Raw genomic sequence first — 13,162 nt, 5'->3', positions numbered from 1 at the left:
GAAAGGCTTCAGTGAAGACCTAAATCTTAGTCAGTATATCAAAACCTGTATCTGTAATCGCAATCGTATGCTCAAAGTGAGCACACTTTTTCCCATCAACCGTTACAACCGTCCAGTTATCAGCCAATGTTTTCACATATCGGCTGCCTGCGTTCACCATCGGTTCGATGGCCAACACCATTCCAGGTTTTAGCCGCGGGCCTTTGTTGGGCGGACCATAATGAGGAATTTGAGGGTCCTCATGAAGATCCTGTCCGACCCCATGTCCAACATATTCTCTAACAACTGAAAAATTCTCATTTTCAACATACGTTTGTATGGCATGGGAAATGTTCGACAGACGTTCGCCTGGCTTTGCTTCCTGTAAGCCTTTATATAGAGATTCCTCTGTGACTTCCAGTAGTTTGCGGTCTTCATCACTGATTACCCCAACTGGATAAGTCCAAGCAGAGTCACCATGATAGCCATTTAACTTTGCGCCAATATCGATACTAATGATGTCACCATCACGTAAAACCCGTTTACCAGGAATACCGTGAACGAGTTCTTCATTCACCGAAACGCAAATGCTCCCGCGAAAACCATTATACCCTTTAAAAGATGGGATTGCACCCTGCTTTGTAATAAAACGTTCGGCAATTTGATCCAATTCTTTTGTCGAAATACCTGGTTTTATGTGTTTCTTCAGCTCTTCATGAGTCAGTGCGACAATACGTCCAGCTTCTCTCATAATCTCAAGCTCGCGAGGAGTTTTACAGATAATCATTTATTTAATCCTCCAAGCAGGTCCTTGATATCTGCATATACATCGTTAATGTGCTTCGCACCATCAATGTTTGCAAGATATCCTTTTTCTGAATAGAAGTTCAGTAAAGGTTCAGTCTGCTTTAAGTTTACTTCAAGTCTAGTCGAAACGGTTTCTGCATTATCATCTGCACGTTGATAAAGCTCGCCTCCGCACTTGTCGCAAACATTTTCTTTCGCAGGTGGATTGAATACTAAATGATATGTTGCTCCGCAATTTTTGCAAATTCTTCGGCCAGTCAGACGCTCCATCAAAGCATCTTTATCGACTTTAATATTAATGACATAATCAATCGTTCTGCCAAGGTCCTTTAGAATTTCTTCTAAAGCTTCAGCCTGAGCGACTGTTCGCGGAAATCCGTCCAGAAGAAAACCTTGTTCACAATCATTTTTGCCAAGTCTTTCTCTAACAATACCGATTGTGACCTCATCAGGAACAAGCTCTCCTTTATCGATAAAGGATTTTGCTTCGAGCCCAAGTTGTGTCTCCTCTTTCATAGCAGCGCGGAACATATCTCCTGTTGAGATATGAGGGATCCCATAATCATCAACAATTCGTTCTGCCTGAGTGCCTTTACCAGCACCCGGAAGCCCCATTAAGACTAAGTTCATTTCGGATTTCCCCTTCCTTACTTAGAGAGGTTGGGCAGCTGCCCAGCCCTCTGTTTTATTTCATAAATCCACGGTAATTTCGTTTCACTAATTGGCTTTCAAGCTGTTTCATTGTTTCAAGTGCAACACCTACAACAATGAGAAGACTTGTGCCGCCAATTTGTGCAGCGGAAGGTAATCCAGCGAATTGAATGAAAAAGATAGGAAGTATTGAAATCACGGCTAAGAAAATGGCGCCCACAAACGTGAGTCGGTACAAAATGCTCGTAATTCTATCTTGAGTCATTTTCCCTGGACGAACTCCCGGGATATAGCCACCCTGCTTTTGCAGATTTTCAGCCATTTGTTCAGGATTGACTTGGACAAAGGCATAAAAATATGTGAAAGCAACAATCAGTGCTACATAAATCGTCATACCGATTGGCTTAGTATAGTCAAAGTTGTTGGTTATCCAAGTTGTCACATTATTGGTTCCGAAGAACGATGCGATCGTCTGCGGAGTAATAATGAAAGAAACGGCAAAGATGACTGGAATCACCCCTGCTGGATTCACTTTCAATGGAAGGTGCGTTGCTTGACTAGCAGACATTTGTGCACGGCCAGTTCCCTTTGAATATTGAATTGCAATCTTTCTCACTGCCATTTGAATGTAAATAACACCGATAACAATGACAAGAATGGCAATGACAATAAGGGCAATTTTAAGGATTTGCATGAACAGCTGTCCATCTCCACCTACAAATTGTTGAGCGTACACTTGTTTTAATGTTTGAGGGATACCAGCGATGATACCGGCAAAGATAATAATCGAAATACCGTTACCAACACCGTGAGCAGTAATCTGCTCACCCAGCCACATTAAAAATGCTGTTCCCGCAGTGAGTACGACCGCAATTAAGAGATACGTTGAAACACCAGGGTTTTCAATCAGCATGCCTCCTGCCATATTGTTGAATCCATATGACATTCCCAGCGCCTGGATAAATCCTAGAACAATTGTAAAATACCTTGTGAATTGTGCTAATTTTCGGCGGCCAACCTCTCCTTGCTTTGACCACTCAGTAAACTTCGGCACAACATCCATCTGCAAGAGCTGAATGATGATCGAAGCAGTGATATACGGCATAATCCCCATTGCAAGAATGGAGAATTGGAAAAGTGCCCCGCCCCCAAACGTGTTGAGGATTCCGAAAACACTCATTTGATCCTGTGCCTGGAGAACATCGGCGTTCACATTAGGCACAGGGATGAAAGCACCTATACGAAAGACGACTAACATTAAAAGTGTGAATATAATCTTATTCCGTATATCTTTCACGCGCATAAAATTGGAGATTGTCTTAAACAAGTTAGATCACCTCGGCTGTACCGCCAGCAGCTTCAATCGCTTCTTTCGCAGAAGCAGAGAATTTATTGGCTTTTACAGTTAATTTTTTTTCTAATTTACCGTTGCCAAGAATTTTTACTCCTGCTTTTAACTTGCTTATTGCACCAGTCTCTAGAAGAAGTTCAGGAGTTACTTCCGTTCCTTCGTCAAAACTGTTTAATCTGTCTAAGTTGATTACCGCGTAATCTTTACGGTTGATGTTTGTAAAACCACGTTTTGGAAGGCGTTGGAATAAAGGCATCTGACCACCTTCGAAACCAGGGCGTACACCGCCGCCAGAACGAGCGTTTTGACCTTTATGACCTTTACCAGAAGTTTTACCGTTACCTGATCCAATACCACGACCAACACGGTTGCGTACTTTACGTGAACCTTCTGAAGGCTTCAATTCATGAAGTTTCATTTGGGCACCTCCTTATCGATTAAAAATGTTTTATTGTTCTTTAACAGAAACTAAATGAGACACCTTGTTAATCATGCCGCGGATCGCTGCATTGTCTTCATGTACGACTGTTTGGTTTGTTTTCTTAAGACCAAGAGTACGAACAGTGACACGCTGATCTTCAGGGCGACCGATTACACTGCGTTTGAGGGTAATTTCTAATTTATTTGCCATTATTGTTCCCTCCTTATCCTAACAGGTCTTCTACAGATTTTCCACGAAGCTTCGCTACATCTTCAGCACGTTTAAGCTCACTTAAACCTTGAAGTGTTGCGCGGATCATGTTGATCGGTGTATTAGAACCTAGAGATTTAGAAAGGATATCAGCTAGACCAGCAAGCTCAAGTACCGCACGCACTGGGCCTCCAGCGATAACTCCTGTACCTTCTGAAGCAGGCTTCAATAGAACGTTTCCTGCACCGAATCGACCGATGATTTCATGTGGAATTGTAGTTCCAACCATTGGTACTTCAATTAAATTCTTTTTCGCATCTTCAACAGCTTTGCGGATCGCTTCTGGTACTTCTTGTGCTTTACCAGTACCGAAACCTACATGACCGTTTTTGTCACCGACAACAACTAAAGCTGCAAAACGGAAACGACGTCCACCTTTAACAACTTTCGCTACGCGGTTAACCGTAACTAAGCGTTCTTCTAACTCTAATTTGCTTGGGTCAATACGACTCATTCGGATGTGTCCCTCCTTCTTTTATTAAAATTTAAGTCCAGCCTCACGAGCAGCTTCAGCTAGAGCTTTTACACGTCCATGATATAGGTATCCTCCGCGGTCAAATACCACGTTAGAGATTCCTTTTTCAACAGCACGTTTTGCAACAAGTTCGCCAACTTTCGTAGCAGCTGCAGTGTCAGAACTATTCTCGATCTTTAACTCTTTATCAAGAGTAGAAGCACTTACAAGTGTTACACCGTTAACATCATCAATTACTTGAGCGTAGATATTCTTGTTAGAACGGAAAACGTTAAGGCGAGGTCTTTCAGCAGTACCTGAAAGTTTCGCACGAACACGAGCATGTCTTTTAAGACGAGTAGCGTTTTTGCTAGTTTTCGTAATCATCCGAGTCACTCCTTTCTTCACTTTAAGCGATCTTACTTACCAGTTTTTCCTTCTTTACGGCGAACGAATTCACCTTCGTAACGAATTCCTTTACCTTTGTAAGGCTCTGGAGCACGGACAGCGCGGATGTTAGAAGCTAGAGCTCCTACACGCTCTTTATCGATACCTTTAATGATTACTTTCGTTTGAGATGGAACTTCGATTTCAACTCCAGCCTCAGGAACGATTTCAACTGGATGAGAGTATCCAACGTTAAGAACAAGTTTGTTTCCAGATTTAGCTGCACGGTAACCGACACCGATAAGTTCTAAACCTCTTTCGAAACCTTTAGATACACCTTCAACCATGTTTGCAATCAAGCTACGTGTTGTACCATGTAATGCACGGTGTTCTTTATTTTCAGACGGACGGCTTACAGTTAAGACGTTGTCCTCAATTTTAATTTCCATATCAGGGTGAAATGCACGAGTTAGTTCACCTTTTGGTCCCTTTACTGTCACTGTGTTATCGTTGTTTGTCACAGTTACTCCTGAAGGGATCTCGATTAGTTTTTTACCTATACGAGACATACCAAGCACCTCCATTCATCTTAAACTTTTTTTACCATACGTAAGCAAGTACTTCTCCACCAGCTTGTTTAGCACGGGCTTCTTTGTCCGATAAAACACCTTGTGATGTAGAAATAATTGCGATTCCAAGTCCGTTAAGTACACGTGGTACTTCATTTGATTTCGCATATACGCGTAAACCAGGTTTACTGATTCTTTTAAGACCAGTGATAACACGTTCGTTGTTTTGGCCGTATTTAAGGAACAAACGGATAATTCCTTGTTTGCTGTCTTCGACGTACTCAACGTCACGGATAAAACCTTCACGCTTTAAGATTTCAGCAATTTCTCTTTTGATTTTTGAAGCCGGTACTTCTAGCTTCTCATGACGTACCATGTTCGCATTGCGAATACGAGTCAGCAAATCTGCAATCGGATCTGTCATAACCATTATTTAATAACCTCCTTCCCATTTATGGGGATTACCAGCTGGCTTTTTTAACGCCAGGAATTTGTCCTTTATATGCAAGTTCGCGGAAACAAATACGGCAAAGTTTAAACTTACGAATAACTGAATGTGGACGTCCACAACGTTCGCAGCGCGTATACTCTTGAACTTTAAACTTTTGTTTGCGTTGTTGTTTCGCAATCATAGACTTTTTAGCCACGATTTCGCCTCCCTTTCATTGATTATTTCTGGAACGGCATACCTACTTGAGTTAATAACTCACGTGCTTCTTCGTCCGTATTGGCAGTAGTAACGATAACGATATCCATACCGCGGACCTTTGTTACTTTATCGTAATCAATTTCTGGGAAGATTAACTGTTCTTTAATACCAAGCGTGTAGTTTCCACGACCGTCGAAAGATTTCTTAGAAATCCCGCGGAAGTCACGTACACGTGGTAAAGACACAGAAATAAGTTTATCAAGGAAATCATACATGCGCTCTCCGCGAAGTGTTACTTTCGCACCGATTGGCATTCCTTCACGTAGACGGAATCCAGCAATAGACTTCTTCGCACGAGTAACGACAGGTTTTTGACCAGCGATAAACGTTAATTCTTCAACAGCAGTATCGATTGCTTTAGCGTTTTGAACAGCGTCACCAACACCCATGTTGATCACGATTTTTTCGATTTTTGGCACTTGCATTACTGAAGTGTATTCAAATTTAGAAACTAATGCAGGTGTAATTTCTTTTACATACTTTTCTTTAAGGCGGTTCATGAGAAAGACCTCCCTTCCTTATTTACTATTTATCTAGAACTTGCCCAGATTTTTTCGCTACACGGACTTTCTTTCCGTCCTCAACTTTATACCCAACACGTGTCACTTCACCCGTTTTAGGATCAAGCGGCATTACGTTTGATACGTGGATCGGCGCTTCTTGTTCAGAAATTCCGCCTTGAGGGTTAGCTTGGGTTGGTTTAGAGTGTTTTTTCACAAGGTTAATACCTTCTACTAAAACACGTTCCTTTTTAGGGAAAGCAGCAAGGATGACACCTTGTTTACCTTTATCTTTACCAGAGATAACCACTACTTTATCGCCCTTTTTAACATGCATTTAATCGCACCTCCTTGAGTCGCGGATTGTATTCATTAAAGTACTTCTGGTGCTAGAGAAACAATTTTCATATAGTTGTTTTCACGAAGTTCACGTGCTACTGGTCCGAAGATACGAGTTCCACGTGGGCTCTTGTCGTCACGGATGATGACACATGCATTTTCATCGAAACTGATGTAAGATCCATCGTTTCTGCGAGCTCCGCTCTTAGTACGAACGATAACTGCTTTCACAACTTCACCTTTTTTGACAACGCCTCCAGGTGTTGCTTGTTTAACCGTACAAACAATGACATCACCGATGTTAGCCGTTTTACGTCCAGAGCCACCAAGAACTTTAATCGTTAGTACTTCGCGTGCGCCAGAGTTGTCAGCTACTTTTAAACGAGTCTCCTGTTGAATCATTAATGTTACCTCCTTTCGGAAAAAGAAATCCGAACTTTATTAGATAATAACGGCTTCTTCGACAACTTCAACTAGACGAAAGCGTTTAGTCGCAGATAAAGGACGAGTTTCCATGACCTTTACGATGTCTCCGATTTTTGCTTGGTTGTTTTCATCATGTGCTTTGAACTTTTTAGAGTATCTTACACGTTTGCCATAAAGTGAATGCTTTTTGTATGTTTCAACTACAACAGTGATGGTTTTATCCATTTTGTCAGAAACAACACGACCTTGATACACTTTACGTTGGTTACGTTCGCTCATGTTTGCGGGGCCTCCCCTCTAATTATTATTTATTAGCAGCGATTTCTCTTTGACGAATCACAGTTTTCATGCGTGCGATTGATTTACGCACTTCACGAATGCGAGCAGTGTTTTCAAGCTGCCCAGTCGCTAATTGGAAACGAAGATTGAAAAGTTCTTCTTTAAGAGACTTTACTTTTTGTTCAATTTCAGCAGTGGTAAGGTCACGAATTTCATTAGCTTTCATTTGATTCACCACCAATTTCTTCACGTTTTACGAACTTCGTTTTAATTGGCAATTTGTGAGATGCAAGACGAAGAGCTTCACGAGCAACTTCTTCAGACACACCAGAAATTTCAAATAAAACTTTGCCCGGTTTTACTACAGCTACCCATCCTTCTGGAGCACCTTTACCGGAACCCATGCGGACCTCTAGAGGTTTAGCTGTGTATGGCTTAGAAGGGAAAATTTTAATCCAAACTTTACCGCCACGTTTCATGTAACGAGTCATAGCAATACGAGCAGCTTCGATTTGACGGTTTGTGATCCAAGAAGCTTCAAGAGCCTGGATACCGTACTCACCGAAATGTACTTCAGTACCGCCTTTTGCACGACCACGCATTTTTCCACGATGTTCTCTGCGATACTTCACGCGTTTTGGCAATAACATATTATTTTCCTCCTTCCGCAGTATTCTTCTTAGTTGGAAGGACTTCTCCACGATAGATCCATACTTTTACGCCAAGCTTACCATAAGTAGTGTCAGCTTCAGCAGTAGCATAGTCGATGTCAGCACGAAGTGTGTGCAATGGAACAGTACCTTCACTGTAATATTCAGAACGAGCAATATCTGCACCGCCAAGACGACCAGAAACCATTGTTTTGATTCCTTGTGCTCCAGCACGCATTGTGCGTTGGATTGTTTGTTTTTGTGCACGACGGAATGAAATACGGTTTTCAAGTTGACGAGCGATGTTTTCAGCAACTAGCTGAGCATCAAGATCTGCTCTCTTGATTTCAAGAATGTTGATGTGTACACGTTTGCCAGTTAGGCTGTTAAGAGCTTTACGAAGTGCTTCAACTTCAGATCCGCCTTTACCAATTACCATACCTGGTTTAGCCGTGTGGATTGTGATATTTACGCGGTTTGCAGCACGTTCGATTTCTACTTTAGAAACAGACGCGTCAGACAAACGCTTGCTGATGAATTCACGGATTTTCAAGTCTTCATGTAAGAAGTCAGCGTAATCTTTTCCTGCGAACCATTTAGATTCCCAATCACGAATGACGCCAATACGAAGACCTACTGGATTTACCTTTTGACCCACGGATTATCCCTCCTTCTTTTCTGATACAACGATTGTAATGTGGCTAGTACGTTTGTTAATTGCGCTCGCACGACCCATAGCACGTGGACGGAATCTCTTAAGTGTTGGACCTTCGTCAACGAATGCTTGAGTAATCACTAGGCTGTTAGCGTCCAACTCGTAGTTGTGCTCAGCGTTTGCGATAGCAGATTTTAATACTTTTTCAATAATTGGTGAAGCAGCCTTAGGTGTAAGGTTTAAGATAGAAACTGCTTCTCCTACTTGCTTACCTCGGATCAGGTCCATTACTAGACGTGCTTTACGAGGAGCAATACGGACTGTTCTTGCGACAGCTTTAGCTTGCATTTAAAAGCCTCCTCTCATTAGCGTCTTGTTTTTTTATCGTCACTAGCATGACCTTTGTAAGTACGGCTTGGTGCGAATTCGCCCAATTTGTGACCTACCATATCTTCAGAAATGAAAACAGGTACATGTTTGCGTCCGTCATAGACAGCGATTGTGTGACCGATGAATTGTGGGAAAATTGTAGAACGACGAGACCAAGTTTTTACGACTTGCTTTTTGTCAGTTTCATTCAATTTCTCGACTTTAGCCATCAAATGATCATCAACAAATGGTCCTTTTTTTAAGCTGCGAGCCATTGTGGAACCTCCCTTCGTGATTGAACTACGGTCCTAAATGAACCGTAGACAACCCCGTTACTTGTTTTTACGACGACGTACAATGAATTTATCAGACTTGTTGGTTTTCTTACGAGTCTTGAATCCAAGAGTCGGTTTACCCCATGGAGACATTGGTGATTTACGTCCGATTGGAGCGCGTCCTTCACCACCACCGTGTGGGTGATCGTTAGGGTTCATTACAGAACCACGAACTGTTGGGCGTACGCCTTTCCAGCGAGAACGTCCAGCTTTACCGATGTTGATTAATTCGTGTTGCTCGTTTCCTACTTGACCGATAGTCGCACGGCAAGCAGAAAGAATCATGCGAACTTCTCCTGAGTTCAAACGTACAAGAACGTATTTACCTTCTTTACCTAGAACTTGAGCAGAAGTACCAGCAGAACGAACTAATTGTCCACCTTTACCTGGTTTTAATTCAATGTTATGCACAACTGTACCAACTGGGATGTTGATAAGTGGAAGAGCATTACCTGGTTTGATGTCAGCTTCTGGTCCAGAAGTAACTTCAGTACCAACTTGGATTCCTTTCGGAGCAAGAATGTAACGTTTCTCACCATCTGCATAGTTTACAAGAGCGATGTTCGCTGAACGGTTTGGATCATACTCGATTGTAGCAACGCGTCCAGGTATACCGTCTTTATCACGCTTAAAGTCGATGATACGGTATTGACGTTTGTGACCGCCACCTTGATGACGAACAGTCAATCTACCTTGGTTGTTACGTCCGCCTTTTTTGTGTAGCGGTGCAAGCAACGATTTTTCTGGTTTGTCAGTCGTGATTTCAGCAAAATCTGAAGTAGTCATGCCACGACGACCATTACTGGTTGGTTTATACTTTTTAATCGCCATTTTGAATTTCCCTCCTTCTTTTTAAGATTTACGCTTCAAAAATTTCGATTTCTTTGCTGTCAGCAGTTAATTTCACGATCGCTTTTCTGCGACGGCTAGTCATACCAGTGTAGCGTCCAACGCGTTTTGATTTTCCTTTGTAGTTTTGAACGTTGACTTTCTCAACTTTCACTCCAAAGATTTCTTCAACAGCGTCTTTCACTTCTGTTTTGTTAGCTCTGACATCAACTTCGAACGTGTACTTCTTCTCTGTCATTAGATCAGCAGAACGTTCAGTAATGATAGGGCGCTTTAGAACATCACGAGGATCTTTCATTATGCAAGTCCCTCCTCTACTTTTTCAACCGCTGCTTTAGTGATCAGAAGTTTGTCGTGGTTGACAACGTCAAGAACGTTGATACCGTTAGCTTCAACAACTGTTACTCCAGGGATGTTACGAGCAGATAAAGCAACTGTTTCGTTTGCATCCGCAGTGACGATCAACGCTTTCTTCTCAACAGATAATCCTTTAAGGATGCCTGCGAATTCTTTCGTTTTCACTGCATCAAGAGTCAGATCTTCAAGAACGATGATGTTGTTGTCGATTACTTTAGAAGACAATACTGACTTGATAGCCAAGCGGCGAACTTTTTTAGGTAATTTATAAGAATAACTGCGTGGTGTTGGACCGAATACGATACCGCCTCCGCGCCATTGTGGTGAACGGATAGAACCTTGACGAGCACGACCTGTACCCTTCTGTCTCCAAGGCTTACGACCTCCGCCACGTACTTCAGAACGAGTTTTTACTTTATGAGTTCCTTGACGTAAGGAAGCTCTTTGCATAAGAATAGCATCGAATACTACGCTTTCGTTTGGCTCGATTCCAAACACAGAAGCGTTTAATTCGATTTCACCGTTAGTAGAACCGTTTTGGTTATATAATGCTACTTTTGGCATGACTTGTTTCCTCCTTTCCTAAGAGAGTTATTTAGATTTAACTGCACTCTTTACAGTTACTAGAGATTTTTTAGCTCCTGGTACGTTTCCTTTGATCAATAGAAGATTGCGTTCTGCATCAACTTTAACGATCTCAAGGTTTTGGACAGTGATTTGCTCTCCGCCCATACGACCTGGAAGAAGTTTACCTTTGAATACACGGTTTGGATCAACAGGTCCCATTGAACCAGGACGACGGTGGTAACGTGAACCGTGAGTCATTGGTCCGCGTGATTGTCCGTGGCGTTTGATAGCCCCTTGGAATCCTTTACCTTTTGATGTTCCTGTTACATCTACGATATCTCCATTTGCGAAAATATCAACTTTGACTTCCTGACCAACTTCATACGCATCTAACTCCGCACCGCGTAATTCTTTTACGAAGCGCTTAGGAGCAGTTTCCGCTTTAGCAACGTGGCCTTTCTCTGGTTTGTTAGAAAGCTTTTCACGTTTGTCATCAAAACCGATTTGGATTGCTTCATAGCCATCCGTGTCAACAGTCTTCTTTTGAAGAACAACGTTAGCAGCAGCCTCAACAACAGTTACAGGGATAAGATCACCGTTTTCTGCGAATACTTGCGTCATACCAATTTTTCTACCTAAGATTCCTTTGGTCATTAGTCACACCTCCTATAATATGTGTTTTCTATTTGAATTAAAGTTTGATTTCGATATCTACACCAGATGGTAAATCTAAACGCATAAGTGCATCAACTGTTTGCGGAGTTGGATTCACGATGTCGATTAGACGTTTGTGAGTACGCATCTCGAATTGCTCACGAGAATCTTTGTACTTATGCACCGCACGAAGGATTGTGTAAACTGATTTTTCAGTTGGAAGCGGGATTGGACCAGATACACTAGCACCAGAACGCTTAGCCGTTTCAACAATCTTCTCAGCAGATTGATCAAGAATTCTATGATCATATGCTTTTAAACGAATACGAATTTTTTGTTTTGCCATTATTTTCCCTCCTTTTCGCCTACTTACGTTAGACAGTTCTCCGTGAGAAAAACCTGATCACCTCGCCATGGCAAAGCGGCCGGGTGTGTCAGCAACCTCTCACTTCATCGCAGTCAAAGACCAACATGCACTATTGTACCAAATTGGCCTGCGTGTTGCAATAATAAATCGGATAAATTTATGATTTGCACACTTTTCATATTATACAGGGATTCAGCCTATAAATCAAGCTTTCCCTGAAGATGATGTATAGCAGTCTTTCTTATGATACGTATAAATTCATCTGGCTCCTCAAGATGCGGGGAATGTGCAGATTCTTTAAAGACAAACCATTCTTTGATTGGTGCTTTTAATTGATCAACATATGGTTTTGATACAGCAGCTGGTGTAATCATGTCGTGATCGCCAATGAGAAAGTAGCACGGTATTAATATAGTAGAAACTCGGTATTGAATACTCTCATTCATTAGCTGATCCCATAACTTGTCTTGACTAAACTTCTGCCCTTTTATGAACTTCCATTTATCTTTAAGCTGATATTGCTTACTAAAAAGAAACCCTTTTAGTATTTGAAAAACCGGCTTCCATCTATGTGTGAGACCTACGCTCGCAAACTCTTTATATAGAGAAAACAAGGCATGAGCTGATGTCCGTTTCCATGGAGGAGGCGTCAGTAATCGCAGACACCCAGTAAACAGCCGATTGCGACGGTATTTCTTCAAAAGGAGCTCGTACGATACGATATCTTCCTTTAACACATCTACTACCTGACTAATCCCATAATAAGCATGATAAAGATCCGGACGCTTATGTACTGCTTGTATGGCAATTAATGATCCCCACGAGTATCCTGCAATATACAATTTTGAATGACCTAGATAAGATAGAAGCTTCTCTGTCAGTTCAATCGTGTCTTCAATAAATTGCTGAATGGTCATCGATGCATCGGAAAGATTCTCTTGATAGGAAAGTCCCGCGCCTCTCTGATCCCAATGTACAACTGTAAAGTCTTGATCAAGTTCCTCGAGAAAGGAATCAATATAACTGATTTGAGCTGAGCCGGGCCCACCGTGTAAAAATAAAAGTACAGGCTTCGTTTCACTCGTCTGATCTTCTTTCATCCTAATCCATTGGTCAATTCCGCCGATCGACCATTTTTTCAAATATGTCTTTGCCATTCCAGCGATCCTCTCGGTTCCATTTAGATTCTATAGCTTATAGTAGCCGTTCTGATCTGG

Annotated in this window: 25 protein-coding genes; all 25 read right to left on the bottom strand. The window is 41.9% G+C overall.

Going from position 1 to position 13,162, the window contains the following annotated elements:
- Positions 1 to 19: 19 nt before the first annotated feature.
- The 25 genes from map to MHI08_RS00725 all read right to left on the bottom strand — a co-directional run bounded on the left by map (position 20) and on the right by MHI08_RS00725 (position 13,102).
- Positions 20 to 766 (bottom strand): type I methionyl aminopeptidase, encoded by a 747-nt coding sequence (gene map, locus MHI08_RS00845; protein WP_003217210.1) that lies wholly within the window; start codon positions 764 to 766, stop codon positions 20 to 22.
- Positions 763 to 1,416, bottom strand: coding sequence for an adenylate kinase (locus MHI08_RS00840; protein ID WP_024425604.1), 654 nt, complete (start codon positions 1,414 to 1,416; stop codon positions 763 to 765). Before MHI08_RS00840 ends, map begins: the two co-directional genes overlap by 4 nt.
- Positions 1,417 to 1,471: 55 nt before the next feature.
- Positions 1,472 to 2,764 carry a preprotein translocase subunit SecY gene (gene secY / locus MHI08_RS00835; protein WP_024425603.1) on the bottom strand — a complete coding sequence of 431 codons (1,293 nt, stop codon included), beginning with the start codon at positions 2,762 to 2,764 and terminating at the stop codon, positions 1,472 to 1,474.
- Between the two features lies 1 nt (position 2,765).
- Positions 2,766 to 3,206, bottom strand: coding sequence for a 50S ribosomal protein L15 (gene rplO, locus MHI08_RS00830; RefSeq protein ID WP_003216888.1), 441 nt, complete (start codon positions 3,204 to 3,206; stop codon positions 2,766 to 2,768).
- Between the two features lie 30 nt (positions 3,207 to 3,236).
- Positions 3,237 to 3,419 (bottom strand): 50S ribosomal protein L30, encoded by a 183-nt coding sequence (gene rpmD, locus MHI08_RS00825; protein WP_003217067.1) that lies wholly within the window; start codon positions 3,417 to 3,419, stop codon positions 3,237 to 3,239.
- A gap of 13 nt (positions 3,420 to 3,432) precedes the next feature.
- Complete coding sequence (gene rpsE, locus MHI08_RS00820; RefSeq protein ID WP_007496332.1) at positions 3,433 to 3,933, bottom strand: 30S ribosomal protein S5; 501 nt, start codon at positions 3,931 to 3,933, stop codon at positions 3,433 to 3,435.
- 24 nt (positions 3,934 to 3,957) lie between these two features.
- Entirely contained in the window at positions 3,958 to 4,320 is a 363-nt protein-coding gene (rplR, locus tag MHI08_RS00815; protein WP_008356544.1) for a 50S ribosomal protein L18, read from the bottom strand.
- A gap of 32 nt (positions 4,321 to 4,352) precedes the next feature.
- Positions 4,353 to 4,889: a 50S ribosomal protein L6 gene (gene rplF, locus MHI08_RS00810; protein ID WP_024425602.1), complete on the bottom strand. Its 537-nt coding sequence runs from the start codon at positions 4,887 to 4,889 to the stop codon at positions 4,353 to 4,355.
- Positions 4,890 to 4,920: 31 nt separating this feature from the next.
- Positions 4,921 to 5,319 carry a 30S ribosomal protein S8 gene (gene rpsH, locus MHI08_RS00805; protein ID WP_007496327.1) on the bottom strand — a complete coding sequence of 133 codons (399 nt, stop codon included), beginning with the start codon at positions 5,317 to 5,319 and terminating at the stop codon, positions 4,921 to 4,923.
- A gap of 31 nt (positions 5,320 to 5,350) precedes the next feature.
- The gene (gene rpsN / locus MHI08_RS00800) at positions 5,351 to 5,536 is read right to left on the bottom strand and encodes a 30S ribosomal protein S14 (protein WP_008356542.1); all 186 of its coding nucleotides are present in this window, start codon (positions 5,534 to 5,536) and stop codon (positions 5,351 to 5,353) included.
- A gap of 22 nt (positions 5,537 to 5,558) precedes the next feature.
- Positions 5,559 to 6,098, bottom strand: a complete 540-nt coding sequence (rplE, locus tag MHI08_RS00795) for a 50S ribosomal protein L5 (protein WP_024425600.1) — start codon at positions 6,096 to 6,098, stop codon at positions 5,559 to 5,561.
- 25 nt (positions 6,099 to 6,123) lie between these two features.
- Positions 6,124 to 6,435, bottom strand: a complete 312-nt coding sequence (gene rplX, locus MHI08_RS00790; RefSeq protein ID WP_008356538.1) for a 50S ribosomal protein L24 — start codon at positions 6,433 to 6,435, stop codon at positions 6,124 to 6,126.
- A 35-nt stretch (positions 6,436 to 6,470) separates the two neighbouring features.
- Entirely contained in the window at positions 6,471 to 6,839 is a 369-nt protein-coding gene (rplN, locus tag MHI08_RS00785; RefSeq protein ID WP_003216882.1) for a 50S ribosomal protein L14, read from the bottom strand.
- Between the two features lie 39 nt (positions 6,840 to 6,878).
- Positions 6,879 to 7,142, bottom strand: coding sequence for a 30S ribosomal protein S17 (gene rpsQ / locus MHI08_RS00780; RefSeq protein ID WP_003216906.1), 264 nt, complete (start codon positions 7,140 to 7,142; stop codon positions 6,879 to 6,881).
- Positions 7,143 to 7,167: 25 nt separating this feature from the next.
- Positions 7,168 to 7,368 (bottom strand): 50S ribosomal protein L29, encoded by a 201-nt coding sequence (gene rpmC, locus MHI08_RS00775; protein WP_003217155.1) that lies wholly within the window; start codon positions 7,366 to 7,368, stop codon positions 7,168 to 7,170.
- Entirely contained in the window at positions 7,358 to 7,792 is a 435-nt protein-coding gene (rplP, locus tag MHI08_RS00770; RefSeq protein WP_003156478.1) for a 50S ribosomal protein L16, read from the bottom strand. Before rplP ends, rpmC begins: the two co-directional genes overlap by 11 nt.
- 1 nt (position 7,793) lies before the next feature.
- A complete protein-coding gene (rpsC, locus tag MHI08_RS00765) occupies positions 7,794 to 8,450 on the bottom strand; it encodes a 30S ribosomal protein S3 (protein ID WP_003217241.1) in 657 nt (218 codons plus the stop codon).
- A 3-nt stretch (positions 8,451 to 8,453) separates the two neighbouring features.
- Complete coding sequence (gene rplV / locus MHI08_RS00760) at positions 8,454 to 8,795, bottom strand: 50S ribosomal protein L22 (RefSeq protein ID WP_007496316.1); 342 nt, start codon at positions 8,793 to 8,795, stop codon at positions 8,454 to 8,456.
- Between the two features lie 17 nt (positions 8,796 to 8,812).
- Positions 8,813 to 9,091, bottom strand: a complete 279-nt coding sequence (gene rpsS, locus MHI08_RS00755; RefSeq protein WP_003216920.1) for a 30S ribosomal protein S19 — start codon at positions 9,089 to 9,091, stop codon at positions 8,813 to 8,815.
- 57 nt (positions 9,092 to 9,148) lie between these two features.
- Positions 9,149 to 9,982 carry a 50S ribosomal protein L2 gene (gene rplB / locus MHI08_RS00750; RefSeq protein WP_024425599.1) on the bottom strand — a complete coding sequence of 278 codons (834 nt, stop codon included), beginning with the start codon at positions 9,980 to 9,982 and terminating at the stop codon, positions 9,149 to 9,151.
- A gap of 28 nt (positions 9,983 to 10,010) precedes the next feature.
- A complete protein-coding gene (rplW, locus tag MHI08_RS00745) occupies positions 10,011 to 10,298 on the bottom strand; it encodes a 50S ribosomal protein L23 (protein WP_003217016.1) in 288 nt (95 codons plus the stop codon).
- Positions 10,298 to 10,921, bottom strand: a complete 624-nt coding sequence (gene rplD / locus MHI08_RS00740; RefSeq protein WP_024425598.1) for a 50S ribosomal protein L4 — start codon at positions 10,919 to 10,921, stop codon at positions 10,298 to 10,300. Before rplD ends, rplW begins: the two co-directional genes overlap by 1 nt.
- A 27-nt stretch (positions 10,922 to 10,948) precedes the next feature.
- The gene (gene rplC, locus MHI08_RS00735) at positions 10,949 to 11,578 is read right to left on the bottom strand and encodes a 50S ribosomal protein L3 (protein ID WP_024425597.1); all 630 of its coding nucleotides are present in this window, start codon (positions 11,576 to 11,578) and stop codon (positions 10,949 to 10,951) included.
- 37 nt (positions 11,579 to 11,615) lie between these two features.
- On the bottom strand, positions 11,616 to 11,924 hold the full coding sequence (gene rpsJ, locus MHI08_RS00730) for a 30S ribosomal protein S10 (RefSeq protein ID WP_003156464.1): 309 nt from the start codon (positions 11,922 to 11,924) through the stop codon (positions 11,616 to 11,618).
- Between the two features lie 218 nt (positions 11,925 to 12,142).
- Positions 12,143 to 13,102 carry an alpha/beta hydrolase gene (locus MHI08_RS00725; RefSeq protein WP_087975193.1) on the bottom strand — a complete coding sequence of 320 codons (960 nt, stop codon included), beginning with the start codon at positions 13,100 to 13,102 and terminating at the stop codon, positions 12,143 to 12,145.
- Between the last annotated feature and the right edge of the window lie 60 nt (positions 13,103 to 13,162).

Origin of the sequence: Bacillus sp. FSL M7-0791 (genome assembly GCF_038627085.1) — a bacterium.
GTDB classification, from domain to species: domain Bacteria; phylum Bacillota; class Bacilli; order Bacillales; family Bacillaceae; genus Bacillus; species Bacillus safensis.
Note: the sequence above shows the minus strand (reverse complement) of the source record. Positions and strands in the feature narration are given on the sequence as shown.